Source organism: Paraburkholderia sp. GAS334 (assembly GCF_050436625.1).
In the GTDB taxonomy this organism is placed as follows: Bacteria; Pseudomonadota; Gammaproteobacteria; order Burkholderiales; family Burkholderiaceae; genus Paraburkholderia.
On record NZ_JBNDMO010000005.1, the window covers coordinates 205,765 to 223,914 of the forward strand.

The following is an 18,150-nucleotide window of genomic DNA, read 5'->3' on the forward strand; positions in this document are numbered from 1 at the left end:
GAAACAAATTTGGCCTATTGGTTTAACGCAAATTTTTTCAACTGATGCTTCATCAGTCAGCACACGTCATCCGGTTTGCTCAGATGGCTCAGTGCGCTACGGTCGTCGCAAACCGCGCAAGGCAGAATAAGAGCACACCGAAACCTCCCGCTAGCCCAATCGCCACCAAGGGCAGAAACGGCAATTTTATCGCCGCCATGTCGGCCTGATGCGACGCGCCCTTGCCTACACCAAAAAAACTCCACAGCACGATTCTCAACATTCTAAGGAAAGTCACGGCACACCCCTCGCGGTTGACCAACGGCAAAGCATTGCCCTCCACTTGATCATAAAGCGGTTGCGGCGCACGAGACAGCAGCAGTTGGCTCCGGTTTGACGACAGCAGGCGGAAACGGGTCACACGCGTCGGGCGAGGTAAACCGGAAACCCGTCTGCTGCGTTCGTTTCGTCGACATCTGCTTCTTGTCTCGCGTGCGCGCGACAGCTAACTTCGGCTACCGCGACACGTCCGCAGAAACTTCCCCATGTATCAATACACCGAATTCGACAAGGCGTTCGTGCGCAGCCGCGCTGCGCAGTTCCGTGATCAGCTCGAGCGCTGGCAGGCCGGCAAGCTGGACGAGGACGCATTCCGTCCGCTGCGCCTGCAGAACGGCTGGTATGTGCAACGCCACGCGCCGATGCTGCGCGTCGCCGTGCCATACGGTGAACTGTCGGCCGCACAGCTGCGCGTGCTGGCGCGCATCGCGCGCGAATACGACGCGCCCGAAGCGAATGTGTACGAGCTCGCGTCAACGACCCAGCGCAAGCTGGGCACGTTGAACCTGCCGACGCATTACGCGCACTTCACGACCCGCACGAACGTACAGTTCAACTGGATTCCGCTGTCGAAAGCAGCCGACGTGATGGATCTGCTGGCAAGCGTCGATATGCACGGTATCCAGACGAGCGGGAACTGCATTCGCAACATCTCGTGTGATGAACGCGCGGGCGTGGCGCCCGACGAAATCGCCGACCCCCGTCCTTTCGCCGAAATCATGCGGCAATGGACGACGTTGCATCCCGAGTTCGCGTTCCTGCCACGCAAATTCAAGATCGCGATAACGGGGGCCATCGACGATCGCGCTGCCACCGATTGGCATGATGTCGGCTTGCGACTGCTGTCGAACGAGCATGGTGATCTGGGCTTTCGTGTCTCCGTGGGCGGCGGCATGGGGCGCACGCCGATGACCGCGACGGTGCTGCGCGAGTTCCTGCCGTGGCAGCACATCATGAACTACATCGAGGCGGTGGTACGCGTGTATAACCGCTATGGACGGCGCGACAACAAGTACAAGGCGCGCATAAAGATCCTCGTCAAGGCCGAGGGACAACGCTACATCGACGACGTCGAAGCGGAATTCCGCGCGATCGTCGAAGAGGATGGCGGGCCTCACACGATTCCGCAATCGGAGCTCGATCGCGTGCGAGCGTCGTTCGTGCCGCCGCAGCGACGCGCGAGAACCGCGCACGACCCGCAAGCCTCTTTTGCCGCGCTGAACGCGATGGCTGCGCAACATCCCATGTTCGCGCGCTGGCTGCAGCGCAACGTCGCGTCGCATAAAAATCCATCGATGCGTATCGTCACGCTCTCGTTCAAGCGCTTGAACCAGGCGCCGGGCGATGCGTCGGCAGAACAGCTCGATCTCGTCGCCGATCTCGTCGAGCGCTTTTCTGCCGGTGAAGCACGCGTCACGCATACGCAGAATGTCGTGCTGCCGTGGGTGCATGTCGACGACCTGTTCGATCTCTGGCAGGCAGCCCGCAGCGCGGGTCTCGCGAGTGCAAACGTGCATCTGTTGACCGACATGATCGCGTGCCCCGGCGGCGACTTCTGCGCACTCGCCAACGCCCGTTCGATTCCCATTGCTGAGGCCATCACGGAGCGCTATCAGGATCTCGACGAACTGCACGATATCGGCGAAATCGACCTGCACATCAGCGGCTGTATCAACTCGTGCGGCCATCATCACAGCGGTCATATCGGCATTCTCGGCGTCGACAAGGATGGACAAGAGTGGTATCAGGTCACGCTCGGCGGCGCCGACGGTTCCAATGCAAGCGGCGCCGCGCGCGCGGGGAAGGTGATCGGGCCGTCGTTTTCGGCGGCGGAAGTGCCGGACGTCGTGGAGGCGCTTATCGCCACCTATCGCGACGCGCGATGCGATGTGGAAGGACAAACGGAACGGTTCACCGAAACCGTCCAGCGTATCGGACTGGGTCCGTTCAGGTCGGCGGCCGATGAAGTCCGCGTCAAAGTGGAGGATCTCGCATGACAACGGAGCGCATCCGGCTTCTGACGATGCCCGAGCACCAGGCGGAGTACGCATTGCGCGTGCTCAGACTCGCTAACGACGAAGACCCGTTGTCGTTGAAAGACACGTTAGATGGCATTGACCGCATCGAGCTCGAGTTTCCGCAATTCACCGATGGCCGCGCGTATAGCCAGGCGTATCTGCTGCGTCGCCGGCTCGGTTTCAAAGGCGACTTGCGTGCAACCGGTGACGTGCTCGTCGACCAGTTGCTCCAGATGGAGCGCACGGGTTTTTCGAGCGCTGTGTTGAACGAGGGCCTCGATCCAGCGGACGCGCGGAAGCAGTTTGATCGATTCCCAGCGTTTTATCAGCGCGATCTGACGCATCGCGTGTAAAGAAGGGCCACTCGTTTTCAGTGCAACAGGTGGCGGTAACGTGTTAAATGTGACTCACGAGTGCCGGGCGTTATCGCGCCGTATCGCCTGCTGCACGAGTTCGGCGAGGACACGCATTGCGCGATCGATTTTCGCGCTCCATGGATGCCCGAAGTTGAGCCGCACACAGTTTCTGAACGCTCGGGTCGCCGAGAAAATGGGTCCCGGCGCGAGGCTGAAACCATGTTCGATCGCAAGCCTGTGCAGTTCCAACGCGTCGATCTCGTCGGGGAATTCGAGCCACACGAAATAACCGCCTGCCGGCAACGTCCAGCGAACGCTGGGCGGCATCCAGCGGCGCAGCGCCGCATCCATCGCTTCGCGCTGCGCGCACAACGCAGCGCGAAGCTTGCGCAGGTGCTTGCCATAGCCACCATGCTGCAGATAGTCCGCGATGCCCGCTTGCGCGGGAATGCTCGACGAAAGCGTCGTCATCAGTTTGAGCCGCTGCACCTTGTCCGCAAATCCACCGGCAGCCGCCCAGCCGATTCTGTAACCGGGCGCGAGCGTCTTCGAGAAAGAACTGCAGTGCATCACAAGTCCTTTCTTGTCGAATGCAATCGCAGGCAATGGATAGTCAGCCTGAAAATGCAGTTCGCCGTAGACGTCGTCCTCAATTAACGGCACGTCATGTTGCGCGAGCAATTCGACTAACGCCTTCTTCTTCTCCAGCGACAACGTTGCGCCAGTGGGATTCTGAAAGTTCGTCATGAACCAGCACGCGCGGATCGGATGTCTGTCCAAAGCTTGCGCGAGCGCGTCGAGGTCGAGGCCAGTCAGCGGATCGACCGGAATTTCGACGGCACGCAAGTCGAGCCGTTCGATCGCCTGCAGCGCCGCATAGAAACCAGGTGACTCCACCGCGACCACATCGCCTGGCCGCGTCACTGCCATCAGGCACAGGTTCAACGCCTCCAGCGCACCGTTGGTCACGACGATCTCCTCCATCGGCTGCGAAAGGCCCATGCCAAGATAGCGAAGCGCAATCTGCTGACGCAGCGCCTCATTGCCAGGCGGCAAATCGACCACCGTGCTCCACGGACTGATAAGCCGCACCGATTGTGCAAGCGACTTTGCAAGCCGTGGCAACGGAAACAGCAACGGAGACGGAAACGCCGAGCCGAGCGGCACCACGCCCGGATGTCTGGCAGCTTCAAGAACGTTGAAGACCAGCTCGCTGATATCGACCTTCGCAGAGTCGGCAAGCGTCCGCGCCGGCCGCGGCGCCCGTTCGCCCGACACCGCCGCGCCCCGCGCAACGTAGTAGCCGGAGCGCTCCTGCGCGCGAATGAGGCCCCACTCTTCAAGCAGATAGTACGCACGAAACACAGTGGACTGGCTGACACCATGCTGCACGATGACCTGACGCAGCGAGGGCATACGCGCACCGACGGCAAGGCTGCCCGAGCGTATTTCTGTCGCCATCGTGTTGGCGAGTACTTCGTATCGTCTCATCAAACGTCCGTCGTTCCGGCGCGCGGGAATGCGCCTGAGCCTTTCATATTAACGGCGACAACGCTGTGCAATCAACGCCCGATTCGACACACCGACACGAAGATGATGACGGCAACCATCGCGGCGGCGATGAACGCGTGAGAAAAGTCATTGCCGTAACCCGGCCTCGCGCTTCGCGTGCCTCCGTCAGCTGCTCACGCCACCGTTCGCTCGTCCATTTCGCCCGCTTGCCGGTCTGCGACGCCCTCCACGAGCCGCGCCATGCGCAGCACAATTTCGTGCATACGTGTGCCAGGCAGAAAAAAATCGGCGACGCCCAGCGCTTTCAGCACACTCGTGCTTTCCGCCTGAACGTTCCCGCCCAGCACAACGGGTATCGAGGCACGACGCACGCGCAGTTCATGCATCAATTGCGACGTCAACTCGACATGGGCGCCCGCGAGCGACGACACGCCAATCATGTCGACGTCATTTGCCAGCGCGCGCTGCGCAACTTCCGCGGGCGCGATGAAGAGCTCATTGGACACGACGTCGAAGCCCGCATCGAACAACGCGGCAGCCACCGCTTGCGCGCCGCGATCGTGGCCGTCCTGCCCGAGCTTCGTGATCATCACGCGGGGTTTGCGTCCCAGCGTCGATGTCAACCTGTCGACCTGGTCGCAGGCAGCCTTCCACATTGCATCCGATGAAAGCGTTTTTTCATAAATGCCAGCGCTAGCATGCAAACTGATTCCAGGACGCGGCCACACGGCTTCGAGAGCGCGCGTGCATTCACCGACTGTCGCGCGCGCACGCATGCAGCAGATCGTCAACGCGAGCAGATTGCCTGTGCCCTCGCGCGCGGCCGTTTCAAGCGCTCCCAACGCACGCGCCACATGCTCCGCATTGCGCCGCAGTTTGACCTCTGCGATTCGACGCACCTGGTGGCCACGCGCCTGTTTTCCGTCCAGCTCGAAACATGCGTGGGCTTCGTCCGCATCGCCATGAACGAACGCATTGACGCCCACCACGATTCGTTGCCCGCTATCGATTTCCGCCTGCAGCGTCACAGCCGATTCGTGAATGCGTTCGCGAATCCATCCCGAGCGGATCGATTGCACGACGCCGCCGCGCGCGTCGATCTCGCCGATCAGCGAACGGACGCGCGCTGCGATGTCGGCCGTCAACGCTTCCATCATGTACGAACCGGCCCACGGATCGACGACGTCGCACAGTCCCATTTCGTGCTGAAGCATGAGTTGCGTGTCGCGAGCGAGGCGCGACGACGATGCCGACGGCAAGGCGAGCGCTTCGTCGTAAGCGTTCGTATGCAGCGACTGCGTGCCGCCGAATACGGCCGCCAGCGCTTCGACGGTGGTGCGCACGATGTTGTTCGACGGCTTCTGCGCGGTCAGCGACCAGCCGGACGTCTGGCAATGCATCCGGAGAGCGCGCGCTTTATCGGAAGTCGCACCGCACTGTGTTGCCAGTTCCGACCAGACGAGACGCGCCGCGCGCAGCTTCGCCACCTCGACATAGAAATCCGTGCCGACGCCGAAGAAGAAGCTCATGCGCTCACAGGCGTCGTCGGCACTCATTGCGCGCTCGCCAAGCGTTTCGACGTAAGTGCGCGCATTGGCCATCGTCAGCGCCAGTTCGAGCACGGGATCGGCGCCGGCCTCCTGAAAGTGATAGCCGGACACCGATAGTGCGTTGAAGCGGGGAGCATGCTGCGCAAGATAGTCGACCACATCGGCTGCGATTCGCAACGACGGTTCAGGCGCGAAGATGCAGGTGTTGCGCACGATGAACTCTTTGAGAATGTCGTTTTGAATCGTGCCGGTGAGCTGTGCCGCGTCCACGCCGCGCTCGTCGGCCGCAACAATGAAGGCAGCCAGCACCGGCAGCACCGCGCCGTTCATCGTCATCGATACCGACGTTCGGTCGAGTGGAATGCCCGCGAAAAGACGCATCATATCTTCGACCGTATCGATCGCGACCCCGGTCAACCCGACATCGGCGCTCGCGCGCGGATCGTCAGAATCGTAGCCGCGCTGGGTCGGCAGATCGAACGCAACAGACAAACCCTGCGCCCCTTCCTCGAGCGCAGTGCGAAACGCGAAGTTCGAATCGGCGGCTTCTGCGTAGCCTGCGTATTGTCGAATCGTCCACGGCTTCGCCGTGTACATCGACGCGTACGGACCGCGCACGAACGGCGCGGTGCCAGGCATACCGTTCAGATGCGCGACGTTGGCTAGATCGGAGGCGGTATAAAGCGTCTTCAGCGGCACGGCGCGCCGTCGGGACCGCACTCGCATCGGCGCCTCGCGTCTGACGGCGGATCTCATCGCTGTCTCCAGTGTTTTTCCGTGACGACATCGGCGATCTTCAGGTTGTCGCTGCCACGTCGCACTTCACTCCAATGCGTGATGCCCTGCCCGTTTTCGCGCTCGCCAATGACCTGCACGCTCAACGCGTCGCCGACATTGACATTGCCATAGAAGTGCAGCGACCGGCTCGCGATCACGGGCGGCTCCGCAAACCGGTGCCGTTGCCATTCGGCGCGATCAACGAACGACTGGAAGCTCGCGAAGTAGAGAAAGTCCGCGCCGTTGAAGTCGTTGTTCGGGCATGGAAGAAACTCGGCGGCCTCGTGCACGGCAGGCGCAAGACCTTCGCATGATGCCCAGTCTCCTGCCCTCAGGCGCTTGCCCGTTTGCGTCATGGCAAGCGCTTCGTCGGGCGCCGGACTGACCGCACCCGCCAGCGCGGCAAGCGTTGCGCGTGCGACCGAGCGATTGTTGCGCGCTTCTCCGCGCGTGACGAACGTCGACGACATCGACACCTCCGCGATCGACGCACCGCCACGCACGATGCGGTGAGTGCTGAAGTGCCGGACCGGACCGGTCCTGCATAACGCGGTGTGAATCTCGAAGTCGTCGTTCTCGCGCACGGCATCGAAACCGTGCGCCCACAGGCGGATCGCGGTGAAGGCGGCATATGATCGGCCGCCGTTGTCGTCGCTGAAATCCGGCGTGGCTCGCCCCGTGTGCGCGGCCAGCGCCTCCCAATGGCGATGCCCGCATTCCTTCAGCAGCCAGTTCTCCGACAGGCCGGTGAAGCTTAGTTGCGGCATGCCGGCGCGATAGCGTCCAGTCGTGTTCTGCATAGGCTTCGGTCGGTCAGGCCGCGAGACTATCGGTTGCCGGGACGGACGCATCGACCGACGCACGAATCGCCTCGACGACATAAGCCGCGTCACGCGCGACGCCCGAGAAGCGCCCCGAACCCCACGTATGCAGCCACGGCAAGCCGATGAAATACAGCCCCGCTTGCGGCGTGATGCCCCGCGTGTGCGCCGGATAGCCGCGTCCATTGAACACGGGCGCATCGATCCAGTTGAAGTCCGGCGTGAAGCCGATGCACCAGATGATCGACGTGATGCCGCTCGCCGCCAGATCGAGCGACGTGCGCTCGCCGTCCGGCCGCCATGCCGGCTCATAGGCCGCTTCGCGCGGCGCGTCCATGCCCTGCTTGTCGATGAACGCATCGATGCTCGCGTTGATACGGTTGTAGGTATCGTCCGCGCTATCCAGGTTCTCGATCAGGTTCGGCGCGAACTGCAGGCGGCCGTCGCACAGATCCTCGAGCCGGCCATACAGTTCCATGCCTTCGAGCGCGAAACGCCGCAGATCGATATCGCGTCCGCCGTCGCGGCCTGTCACGTAATGGTTCGTGTTGTCGCGCACGCCTTCGCGCAACGGATGCTGCTCGACGGGCATGTCGTAGTAGTGCATGTCCGCGAGCCAGTCGACCACGTCGCGTCCGCGATAAAAACGCGCGCAGCGCGGCGCCTCGCCGACCGCGAGGTACACCTTGCGCCCGGCCAGATGCAGATCTTCGGCGATCTGCGCACCGGACTGCCCCGAGCCGACGACGAGCACCGCGCCATCCGGCAAGACCTCAGGATTGCGATATTGTGAAGACTGTATCTGCACAATCCCGGCGGGCAGACGCTCGGCCATGCGCGGCACGATCGGCGTGTGATAACCGCCCGACGCCACGACGACGTGATCCGCGGTGAACTCGCCATTCGACGTCGACACGTTGTAGCGTCCATCGGCGTCACGCTTCACGCGTTTGACCTCGGTGTGTTCGAGCACCGGCGCGTCGACCATCGCAATGAAGCCATCCAGATACGCGATGATCTGATCCTTCTTCATGAAGCCATGCGGGTCGTCGCCACGATACGGGTAGCCCGGCAGTGCGCATTGCCAGTTCGGCGTGACGAGACAGAATGCGTCCCAGCGTTGCGAACGCCAGGTGTGCGTGACTGAATGCTTCTCGAGGACGAGATGATCGATGCCTGCCTCTTTCAGGTAGTAGCTGATTGACAGGCCAGCCTGGCCGCCACCGGCGACGATGACCGTGTAGTGACGATTCGCATGTGCCGCTTGAAGGCTAACGGTTGTGTTCGACATGGTTTTTTCCTGGCTTCCGTATGAATGTTCCGGCGCCCACTGCCATCGCTTCATCAAAGGGCACGTCGCATTCAGGTTTCACAAAAGTTCGACGACCTTCACGACCGCCAGCGGGTTCGACGAAAAGCCCTCGGCCTGCTGCTCGATCTGCGCGAGCTGATCCATTGCGGCGGAACAGGCGAAGCCGTACTTCTCGCGCACGCGCTCGGAGCCGATATGCAAAGCCTCGCGCGAGCGTTCGACAAATTCGCTTAACGCGTAGCTCTCGCCCGCGGCAAAGAACTCTCCGACTACCGTCGACGGCGAATAGCAGTTGGCCTCGGTGCCATCGGGCCACTGGACCCTGAAGTGCATGACTGGCATGACATATCCTCGATAAGTGATGGGTTCAGGCGGGCGTGAGTTGCAGTTGCCGCCTGTATAACGCGATGTGACGGCGGGCGCTCGCGGTCCAACTGAAGCGCTGCAACAACTCAGGTACCGCGTGAGAGAAATCGATCCCCCCGCGCGCATCGAGCGAACGGCGCAGCGCGCTAGCGATGCTGTGCGCGTCGTGAGGCTGCGCCCAGCAGCAGACGCGTTCATCGAGGTACTCGATGAACGGCGCAATCCGCGAGACGACAACCGGCGTGCCCGACGCCACCGCTTCCAGCACGACCAGCCCGAAACCCTCGCGCAACGAAACCATCGATACGACATCGGCGCGGCGCAAGAGCGCGGGCATGACGTCGTCGTCGAGCGGGCCGGTGACGACGATCGGACAGCCCGCGCCAATCGCAAGATCCAGCGCCGCCGCACGCTCGGAAAACCGCCTGCCATAGGCGTCGTGATCCAGAAGACTCGCGCCACCCGCCACGACGAGTTGCGCATCGGCATGCGTCTGCCTGAGCGCCGCGAACGCTTCGAGCAGTTGCAGTGTGTTCTTGCGTTCCTCGATGCCGCCGACAGCCAGCACGACGGGCGCGCCGACAATGCCGAATCTTGCGAGGAGCGCCGTGTCCTCGGAATTGTCACCTGTTGCCGTGAAGCGCTTTAGATCGACGCCGTTCGTCACGGTCACCGCGTTCACGCCGAAGTCGCGCTGCATCCGGCACGTCCACGCATCGCTGACGCAATAAACGGCATCGGCATCCGCATACCCGCGCCGCTGCCATTCTGCGAGGCGCGGCACGGTAAAGTCGTCGAGATGGTGGACCGTTCGCACGAACCCGCGGATCGCGCCTTCATGCCGAAGCTCGGCGAGTGCGTTTCCGCTGATGCTGTCCTGCGCGTGAAGAACGTCGAAGCTCGCCGGATCGCTGGCCAGCAATGCGGCCTTTAACGCGTCGATACGCGCCTGCACCATCGATACTGTGTCGCTCGCGTTCGCCGCGACGCGAGCGAGCACGATCCGGCACGGCGACGCCCGGAACATCGCGGCCCCGCCGGCCGACGGCGCGAAGATCGTTACGCGATGCCCTGCGTCATGCAATGCACGCGCGAGTTCGAGCGTGTGCACGACGCCGCCGCGCGGGTTCACCGAATGCGTGAAGAGCGCGATTCGAAGGGAACGTGCCTTCATGTGCGCGCTCCCGAAGGCGCGCCGATGAACGGCCCATCGCCGAAATTCCAGAGCAGCGCCGCGTCGCCGCGCTGAGTGAGCACCACTTCGCGCGACGTATCGACTTCGCCGATCACTGCGCACGCCAGGTCGCGTGCATCGAAGCGCGCGAGCACTTCGTCAACGTGTTCCGCGCGCACCGACAGCACGAACCCGAAGCTCGGAAACGCGCCGAGCCAGCGCTCGAAGTCGACGCCCTGCGGTCGTGGAATCGCGTCCAGATCGATTCGCGCGCCCATCGCCGAACATTCGAGCAGCATCAACGATGTGCCCAGCACGCCGGCCATGCTGATGTCCTTCGCGGCATCGCACAGGCCGCATTCCGCGAGTGTGGGCAGCAGTTCGAGATCGTCGCGCAAGCGCTGCGCCAGCGCGCCGACCGATGCGTTCCAGAACGGATACGGCTCTTCGAAGCGGCCACGCAGATCGACGGCCATCACCAGGCGATCGCCTGCGCGCGCATTGAAGCTCGACAGCAACGCGCGCGCACGGCCCACAATCGACACCGCGAGTTGCGGCTGCGCGCTGCGCGTATTGCTATGCCCGCCAACCACCGGCACGCCGTACGCAACCGACGCCGCCGCGATGCCGGCCAGCACTTCTTCGGCCGCGCCGAGACCGTCGCTCCACAACGCATCGACGACGGCAAGCGGCCGGCCGCCCATCGCGTACACGTCGCTGATGTTGACCATCACGCTGCTGTAGCCCGCGAACCACGGCATGGCTTTCACGAAATCGCTCACCAGCCCTTCGATCGCAAAGAGCAGGTAGCCGTCGCCATCGCGGATCGCCGCGCAGTCGTCGCCGACCGCGACCTCCTGCGCGAGATCGCGCACGCCGTGCGGCATGCGCTGCGCCAACGACGCGACGACTCCCGCAATATCGGTCTTATGCTGAAAGCCGCGGCTGTCCCTTAGCCGTTGAACGAGCGAAGCGATGCTCATGAGCGTCCCCGCGACGACGTGACGAGCCCGCTCTCCGGCGTAAAGCACGGCGGATAGTGCGCGAGGTCCGCTTCCATCAGATGATGCGCGCGGCCGAACAGCATCTCCTCGCCAACCGATTGCCAGTGCAGACGCCGGAACAACGGCACATTCTGGCTTTGCACATGTGCAAGAAAAGTTTCGCAACCGAGCGCGTGCGCGCTGCTCACGGCGAGCCGGATCAGCGTCGAGCCGAGCTTGCCGTGCGAGCGGAACGCCGCATGCACCGCGAGCCGCGAGCCTAGCCACACATGCGGCTCGGTCTCGTGAATCCGTACGGTGCCGACTACCTGCTCCGGCACGCCCGCGATGCAACTCAATGCGACCAGCAGCTTCGCGTGAGCGTCGATTTCATCGCGGTCGTCGCCGGCGAAGATGCCCTGCTCGACGCAAAACACCGCGCGTCGCAGCGCATAGGCTTCGTTGCTCTCCCACGGTAGCGTCGCCCATTTCACGCGGTATTCCGCCGGCGTGAATGCAATCGGCAATGCGTCCAGCTCATCGACGGCTTCGCAGAACATGGCTACTCCTCGTACGATGCCAGCGACGAACATGCGCCGCATTTGCCGCAGCCCGCCTTGATGTCGGCGGAACGCATCTGCGCGTCGCGCAGCATCGCACCGAGCGGAGCGAGCACCGATTTCATGAACTCCGGCGTCGGCGCCGGATGATCTTCGAGCGGCGTGCCGCTGATCGGCACGAACGGCACGACGAACGGGTAGACGCCGAGCGCAATCAGTTCACGCGAGATTGACAGGATCGCGTCGGCGGTGTCGCCAAGTCCCGCGAGAATGTACGTACTCACCTGCCCTCTGCCGAACACCGCGACGGCGGCCTTGAACGCCTCCATATAGCGCGACACGGGCACGCTCGCCTTGCCGGGCATCACGCGTTCGCGCACGGCAGGCGTCACCACTTCCAGATGCATGCCGAGCGTATCGATACCGCTCGCTTTCATCCGTTCGAACCAGCGGTCGTCGTCGGGCGGCTCGCATTGCGCCTGGATCGGCAGATCGACAGCGGCCTTGATCGCGAACGCGCTTTCGCACAGAATCCGCGCGCCGCGATCGCTCGTCGGCGGCGTGCCCGTCGTCAGCACCATGTGCTTGACGCCGTCGAGCAGCACGGCCGCGCGCGCGACTTCGGCGAGCTGTTCAGGCGTCTTGCGCGCAATCGTGCGGCCCGCCGCGAGCGACTGGCCGATCGCGCAAAACTTGCAGGTCTTGCGGCGGCTTTCATAACGGATGCACGTTTGCAGCACGGTCGTCGCGAGCACATCGGTACCGTGCAGCGTGGCAATGTGTGAATACGGCACGCCGTCCAGCGTTTGCAAACGCGTGAAGCGCGGCGCCTTCGGAAAACTGATGTCCGCGATCGGTATCGTGCCGCGCAGCAGCGCGCTCGCGCCCGCTTCATCCGGCGCACTGGCGACGAATGGCGAGTTCCACGCCGAACTCGTATGCACCGGCACCATGATCGTCACGCCGTCGACGGTGACCGCCTTGTGATCTGACGGCCCCGCGCCGCCGCGCCGGCTCGCGACGCCCGCATTCGGATCGACCAGACGCAGGCCCGCAGACTGCAACTCAGTGCGCAGTTGCATCATCTGCCTGTGCCGTTCGGTTCCCACTTCAGTTGACTGCCGGTTCATGGCCGGCAGATTCGCGCTGGCATTCATCCTGACCTCCACCCGTGGTATCGAAAGCGGCATCGGCGCCGGGTCGCTCGAACGCCGTGTTCATCGGCGCGACCGGGGTCGCGGGACGATCGTTGATCGCAAGGCTCAGCAACTCGGGCCGCGCGTAATGGCCGACCGAGTCCATCATCCGTTTGCGCTTCGTGATCAGCGACATGTCGAGATCGGCGATCACCATCCCTTCGCCTTCGCGCAACGGCTCGGCGAGATGCTGTCCTTCCGGCGACACGATCGCGGTATGACAGCCGCCGCGCAGCGCCTTTTGCAGCTTCGGATCGCTCGTCACCGAATCGATCTGCGCTTCGCTCAGCCAGCCTGTCGAGTTGACGACGAAACAGCCCGATTCGAGCGCGTGATGACGGATCGTGACTTCGATCTGCTCGGCGAAGATCGGCCCGACGAGCGATCCCGGGAACTGGCTGCAATGGATCTCTTCGTGCTGCGTCATCAACGCATAGCGCGCGAGCGGGTTGTAGTGCTCCCAGCACGCGAGCGCGCCGACGCGCGCGATGCCCGTATGCGCGACCTTCAGTCCCGCCGCGTCCCCTTGCCCCCAGATCATCCGCTCGTGAAAAGTCGGCGTGATCTTGCGGCGTTTGAGCACGAGGCGACCGTCGACGTCGAACACGAGCTGCGTGTTGTACAGGCTGCCGTGATCGCGCTCGTTCACGCCGAGCACCACCACCATCGCGTGACGGCGCGCGCGTTCGGCGACCACCTGCGTCACGGGCCCCGGCACGACAACGGCCCGCTCATACAGCCGCATGTGGTCGGCGCCCGACGAGACGGGCGGACGCACGAACGAAAAGTACGGGTAGTACGGCACGAACGTCTCGGGGAAGACGATCAGTTGAACACCTTTGGCCGCAGCCTCGTCGATCGCGGTGCACACCTTGTCGAGCGTGCCGCCGGGACGATCGAACTCCGGTGCAATCTGCACCGCGGCCGCTCGGATGATTCGCTGGTCGGACATGATCGGCATCCGGCCCGCGCTCAAACGGTCCACGTGTGGATGACCAGCGCGTTCTCCTTGCGATGGAGAAGCTGGATATCGAGCACGTCGAGCGGATTGACTGGACGGATGCCTTCGATCAGCGACGCTTCGCCTTGACCGTACAGCGCCTGCAATGCGAAGCGGCAGGCGTACACTTTGCCGCCCTCTTCCATGAACTTCGTCAGTTGCTTGTTGAAGTTCAGATGACCCGGAAAGGCTTCGTCGCCGAGCGTCGGAAAGCCGCGTTGCAGACCGAGCGTGACGCCCGGCCCGTACAGCAACACGGAAGTATCGAAGCCCTTGCGTTGCAGACGCGTGGCCTGCAACAGATTGACGAAACCGATCGAGCCTTCGAACGCGACGGTGTGAAACGTCACCAGCGCCTTTTCACCGGGTTCGGCTTTGACGTCGGGGAAAACCTTCTCTTCGTAATCGACCAGAAAATCGCCTTTCTGATGCAAAGGTTTATTGACGGCAGGCATATCACTCTCCAATAAGTCGTGTAATTGATCGTATCTGGCCACCGGAAAATGGCCGGCTGGCGAATTCAATAACGCAACGGATATGCCACCATCCGGCCCGAAACATGCGATCAACTTCCAATCATTCAAACGGCAATTGTTCGAGTGACCCGAAAAAAATCTTTGAATGCCTTGTCTGACGCGGCTTTGCGCCGAATCGCGAAGCCGGCTGCGCACCGTCTCAGCGCAGCGCAAGATATGGTCGTGCGTGCTCATGGTGCGGCAAACCCCGAAAACGTGCATTCATCCAATCAATGCGATCAACTTTCAGACCGGATGAGAAATGATTTATTTTTATTGCGAGCCGCGTGCTACTTTTGATCGACCGCATTAAGGAATGTTTAGCATGGACAGTCTCACGCATCACTGGCTCAAGCGATTAACCGATAGCCGCAAACCGGCTTATCTGGTGATTCCGGATCTGATTGAAGAAGACCTCGCGAGTGGGCGTCTGCGTCCGCGTGACCGTCTGCCGGGTCTGCGCGATCTGGCGGCCGCGCTGCAACTGAACTACACGACCGTCGCGCGCGCCTATGCCGAAGCGCGCAAGCGCGGCCTGCTCGATGCGCGCGCCGGCAGCGGCACCTTCGTGCGCGGCCGGACGCAGACGTTGCCGCTCGCGGGCGGCAGCAGTGTCGAGATGTCGATGAACATGCCACCCGAGCCGCCCGAACTTGCGGCGCGTCTGAGCGAGTCGGCTGCGAGTCTTTTCGCGCACGCCGATCCATACCGCCTGCTGCGCTATCAGGATTTCGGCGGCACGCCCGACGATCGCGCGGCGGGCCGCACCTGGCTGAAGGAGCGTCTGCCCCATTGCGCAGACGATACCGTGCTCGTCTGCCCGGGCATTCATAGCGCGCTCGTTGCGCTCGTTTCGCAACTCGCGCGCCGCAGCGAGACGATCTGCCTCGACACGCTCGCGTATCCAGGCATCAAGGCTATCGCGTCGCAACTCGGCGTGCGCCTGCAACCGCTGCCGCGCGACGACGAAGGGCCGCTGCCTCATGCATTCGAAGCGCTATGCAAGAGCGAAAAACCCGGCGCGTTCTATTGCAATCCGACGCTGCAGAATCCAAGCACGCTCACGTTGTCGGGTCAGCGCCGCGAAGCGCTGGCCGACGTCGCGTTGCGCTATAGCGTGCCCATCATCGAAGACGACGCATACGGCTGGCTGCCGACGAGCAAGCCTGTCGCGCTTGCCGCGCTCGCACCCGAGTTGACCTATCACATCACCGGCTTTTCGAAGACACTCGGCGCCGGTTTGCGCGTCGCCTACCTGCGCGCGCCGACTGCGCGGCAAACACAACGCATTGCCGGCGCGTTGCGCGCAACGACGGTGATGCCCAGTCCATTCACGGTGATGCTGGCGACGCAATGGGTCAACGATGGCACCGCGCGCGAGATGCTCGACGCGATTCGCGTGGAGGCCAATGCGCGCCAGGCGATCGCCGCGCAGGAACTGGCGGAATTGCGCTACGACGCGCACGTCGACGGCTTTCACCTGTGGCTGCCTGTTCCGGCGCAATGCAACTGGAGCGCACCCGAGCTGGCATTGCAACTGCGCAATCAGGGCGTCGGTGTGGTGGCAGGTGCCGCGTTCTCGACTGACGGCAATCCGCCCAACGCCATCCGCGTGTGCCTCGGCGGGCCGCAAGATCGCGACGATTGCCGCGACGCCTTACAACGCGTCGCGGAGACGCTTAACGATCCGCATCATTTACATATGCCGATGATGTAGACGGTCACGTTGATCATGAAACGTCGCAGTCGTTACGTCGGCCCTGCTCCGAAATTGACTACATGTCACGTTGGGAAAAGCGGCCGTAGCTGTCTGTACAGAGCTCGATACGACGTGTCGGCGCAGTTGGCTCAAGGCATGCCTGAGTCAGCCGGTGTCACCACCGGCAACTGGCAATATGGTGCCGGTGATATAGCTTGCCTCGTCCGAAGCGAGGAACAGAATCGGCGCGACCTGTTCGTCGATGCTGCCGTAGCGCTTGAAAAAGGTTGATTCGGTGACCTGCTTCACCGCATCTCCCATCCAGGCCTTCTCCTGCTCGCTGTCGCCAGCGATATTGCGAGGGACACGTCGCGGAGGCGCGTCGGTCCCGCCCGGCGCAGTGGCGACCACACGGATGTTGTGCTCCGCGTATTCCATCGCCAGTGACTGCGTAATCGCGTTGACACCGCCCTTCGCCGCCGAATACGGAACGCGGCGGATACCGCGCGTGGCATTCGAGGACACGTTGACGATGGTGCCGCCGCGGCGCTCAAGCAGGTGCGGCAGAACAGCATGGCAGGCATACAGCGTAGGCATCAGGGAACGCCGAATTTCCGCATCAATCTGTGCGGGTTCGAACTCAGCGAATGGACGCATGCGAATCGCGCCGCCGACACCATTGACCAGAATGTCGATGCCACCAAACCTGCGCACGGCAAAGGCCATCGCCGACGCAGCGCCTTCATACGTCTCGAGGTCGGCGACAAACCCGGCGGTGTCCGCGCCACTCGCTTCCGCGGCGACCTCGGAGACGAAGTCGGCGCGGTCGACGAACAGCACCTTGCCGCCTTCGGCGGCCGCGCGAAGCGCCACCGCGCGACCAATGCCCTGTGCGGCGCCGGTGACCACCATGACCTTGCCAGCAAATCGTTGCGTGCTCATGCCGTCCTCGGTGCTGCGTTGGGAGTGAACTTCTCGTAGTGGAAGCTGTTGGGCTTCACGCCGTTGTCGTCGAAATGCTTACACACCGCATCGACCATCGGCGGCGGCCCGCACAGGTATACGTCCACGTCACCATCATTGACGGCCTCCGCCGGCATGTGCTGCGTCACCCAGCCCTTGCGGGGATGCGACGAATCCGTGTCGGCCACGACGGTGCTGTAGGTGAAATTCGGCAACTTCGCCACGTACGCGTCGATTGCATCGACTTGCACGAGATCGAGGTCTCGCGTTACGCCATAAATCAGATGAACCTTCTGCTGCGAATTCGCGCGAGCCAGCACTTCGAGCATCGACAGGAACGGTGCCAGGCCTGTGCCGCCGGCGAGGAACAGCAACGGCCGCTCAACAGCGCGCAGATAGAAGCTGCCGAGCGGTCCGGTCAGCTCCACCTTGTTGCCTGCCTGTGCGGATTCGAGCCAGGTGCTCATCACGCCACCGGCAATCTTCTTGATCAGAAAGCTGATTTTCGACTCACCCGGCGCCGACGAAAAAGAATACGAACGGTGCTGGCCGCTGCCTGGAACATCAATGTTGACATACTGGCCTGGCAGGAATACCGGCGCGGTCGCATCCACATCCAGTTCGAGCACGATGGCCGCATCGTTGTGCGGCTCCACCTTTGATATGGTCGCGGCGAACTTGCTTTGCTCGGTCTTGCATGCAGTGGAAGATGCCGGCACTGCAATCACACAGTCGCTTTCTGGCACCATCTGGCAGGTCAGCACGAGACCACTTTCCTTCTCGTCCTCGCTCAGCGCATCTTCGATGTAGTCGTCGCCAAGATCGTAGCTTCCACTCTCGGCGCGGCACTTGCAGGTACCGCATACGCCATCAGAGCAATCCATCGGCAGGTTGATCTTCGCGCGAAAGGCGGCATCAAGCACCTTCTCGCCCACCTTGCATGTGACGAAGCGGGTCACGCCGTCTTCAAAATTCAGTGCAATGTTGTAGCTGGACATTTTGCCTCCTGTACTTCTAATTTCCGCCGATG

17 protein-coding genes are annotated in these 18,150 nt (G+C 62.7%); 3 read left to right on the forward strand and 14 right to left on the reverse strand.

The features are described from left to right. Window positions 1–88 precede the first annotated feature (88 nt). Window positions 89–262, reverse strand: coding sequence for a DUF2970 domain-containing protein (locus tag P3T21_RS11795; RefSeq protein WP_429256315.1), 174 nt, complete (start codon window positions 260–262; stop codon window positions 89–91). A gap of 262 nt (window positions 263–524) precedes the next feature. On the opposite strand from P3T21_RS11795, the gene P3T21_RS11800 reads away from it, so the two are divergent. Continuing rightward, entirely contained in the window at window positions 525–2,315 is a 1,791-nt protein-coding gene (locus P3T21_RS11800) for a nitrite/sulfite reductase (RefSeq protein WP_429256107.1), read from the forward strand. A gap of 26 nt (window positions 2,316–2,341) precedes the next feature. Then, complete coding sequence (locus P3T21_RS11805) at window positions 2,342–2,689, forward strand: DUF934 domain-containing protein (RefSeq protein WP_429256316.1); 348 nt, start codon at window positions 2,342–2,344, stop codon at window positions 2,687–2,689. A 54-nt stretch (window positions 2,690–2,743) separates the two neighbouring features. Here the strand turns inward: P3T21_RS11805 and P3T21_RS11810 are convergent, their stop codons facing one another. The 11 genes from P3T21_RS11810 to P3T21_RS11860 all read right to left on the reverse strand — a co-directional run bounded on the left by P3T21_RS11810 (window position 2,744) and on the right by P3T21_RS11860 (window position 14,398). Continuing rightward, complete coding sequence (locus P3T21_RS11810) at window positions 2,744–4,183, reverse strand: PLP-dependent aminotransferase family protein (protein WP_429256108.1); 1,440 nt, start codon at window positions 4,181–4,183, stop codon at window positions 2,744–2,746. Between the two features lie 194 nt (window positions 4,184–4,377). Continuing rightward, the gene (scpA, locus tag P3T21_RS11815) at window positions 4,378–6,510 is read right to left on the reverse strand and encodes a methylmalonyl-CoA mutase (RefSeq protein ID WP_429256109.1); all 2,133 of its coding nucleotides are present in this window, start codon (window positions 6,508–6,510) and stop codon (window positions 4,378–4,380) included. Beyond that, window positions 6,507–7,331, reverse strand: a complete 825-nt coding sequence (locus P3T21_RS11820; protein ID WP_429256110.1) for a Pnap_2097 family protein — start codon at window positions 7,329–7,331, stop codon at window positions 6,507–6,509. Before P3T21_RS11820 ends, scpA begins: the two co-directional genes overlap by 4 nt. A gap of 13 nt (window positions 7,332–7,344) precedes the next feature. After that, on the reverse strand, window positions 7,345–8,643 hold the full coding sequence (locus P3T21_RS11825; protein WP_429256111.1) for an MSMEG_0569 family flavin-dependent oxidoreductase: 1,299 nt from the start codon (window positions 8,641–8,643) through the stop codon (window positions 7,345–7,347). 78 nt (window positions 8,644–8,721) lie between these two features. Beyond that, the gene (locus P3T21_RS11830) at window positions 8,722–9,006 is read right to left on the reverse strand and encodes an MSMEG_0570 family nitrogen starvation response protein (protein ID WP_429256112.1); all 285 of its coding nucleotides are present in this window, start codon (window positions 9,004–9,006) and stop codon (window positions 8,722–8,724) included. Between the two features lie 25 nt (window positions 9,007–9,031). Then, on the reverse strand, window positions 9,032–10,204 hold the full coding sequence (locus P3T21_RS11835) for an MSMEG_0565 family glycosyltransferase (protein ID WP_429256113.1): 1,173 nt from the start codon (window positions 10,202–10,204) through the stop codon (window positions 9,032–9,034). Next, window positions 10,201–11,187 (reverse strand): sll0787 family AIR synthase-like protein, encoded by a 987-nt coding sequence (locus tag P3T21_RS11840; RefSeq protein ID WP_429256114.1) that lies wholly within the window; start codon window positions 11,185–11,187, stop codon window positions 10,201–10,203. The genes P3T21_RS11835 and P3T21_RS11840 overlap by 4 nt, the downstream gene beginning before the upstream one ends. Continuing rightward, window positions 11,184–11,747, reverse strand: a complete 564-nt coding sequence (locus P3T21_RS11845) for an MSMEG_0567/Sll0786 family nitrogen starvation N-acetyltransferase (RefSeq protein ID WP_429256115.1) — start codon at window positions 11,745–11,747, stop codon at window positions 11,184–11,186. Before P3T21_RS11845 ends, P3T21_RS11840 begins: the two co-directional genes overlap by 4 nt. A 2-nt stretch (window positions 11,748–11,749) precedes the next feature. Beyond that, window positions 11,750–12,904, reverse strand: a complete 1,155-nt coding sequence (locus P3T21_RS11850; RefSeq protein ID WP_429256116.1) for an MSMEG_0568 family radical SAM protein — start codon at window positions 12,902–12,904, stop codon at window positions 11,750–11,752. Beyond that, complete coding sequence (locus tag P3T21_RS11855; RefSeq protein WP_429256117.1) at window positions 12,858–13,895, reverse strand: Nit6803 family nitrilase; 1,038 nt, start codon at window positions 13,893–13,895, stop codon at window positions 12,858–12,860. Before P3T21_RS11855 ends, P3T21_RS11850 begins: the two co-directional genes overlap by 47 nt. Window positions 13,896–13,915: 20 nt before the next feature. Continuing rightward, window positions 13,916–14,398, reverse strand: coding sequence for an MSMEG_0572/Sll0783 family nitrogen starvation response protein (locus tag P3T21_RS11860; protein WP_429256118.1), 483 nt, complete (start codon window positions 14,396–14,398; stop codon window positions 13,916–13,918). A gap of 385 nt (window positions 14,399–14,783) precedes the next feature. Between P3T21_RS11860 and P3T21_RS11865 the strand changes: the two genes are divergently transcribed. Further along, entirely contained in the window at window positions 14,784–16,175 is a 1,392-nt protein-coding gene (locus tag P3T21_RS11865) for a PLP-dependent aminotransferase family protein (RefSeq protein WP_429256119.1), read from the forward strand. A gap of 147 nt (window positions 16,176–16,322) precedes the next feature. On the opposite strand, the gene benD is transcribed toward P3T21_RS11865, so the two are convergent. Both benD and benC read right to left on the reverse strand, forming a co-directional pair. Then, window positions 16,323–17,099 carry a benzoate diol dehydrogenase BenD gene (gene benD, locus P3T21_RS11870; RefSeq protein WP_429256120.1) on the reverse strand — a complete coding sequence of 259 codons (777 nt, stop codon included), beginning with the start codon at window positions 17,097–17,099 and terminating at the stop codon, window positions 16,323–16,325. Beyond that, window positions 17,096–18,118, reverse strand: a complete 1,023-nt coding sequence (gene benC / locus P3T21_RS11875) for a benzoate 1,2-dioxygenase electron transfer component BenC (RefSeq protein WP_429256121.1) — start codon at window positions 18,116–18,118, stop codon at window positions 17,096–17,098. The genes benD and benC overlap by 4 nt, the downstream gene beginning before the upstream one ends. Between the last annotated feature and the right edge of the window lie 32 nt (window positions 18,119–18,150).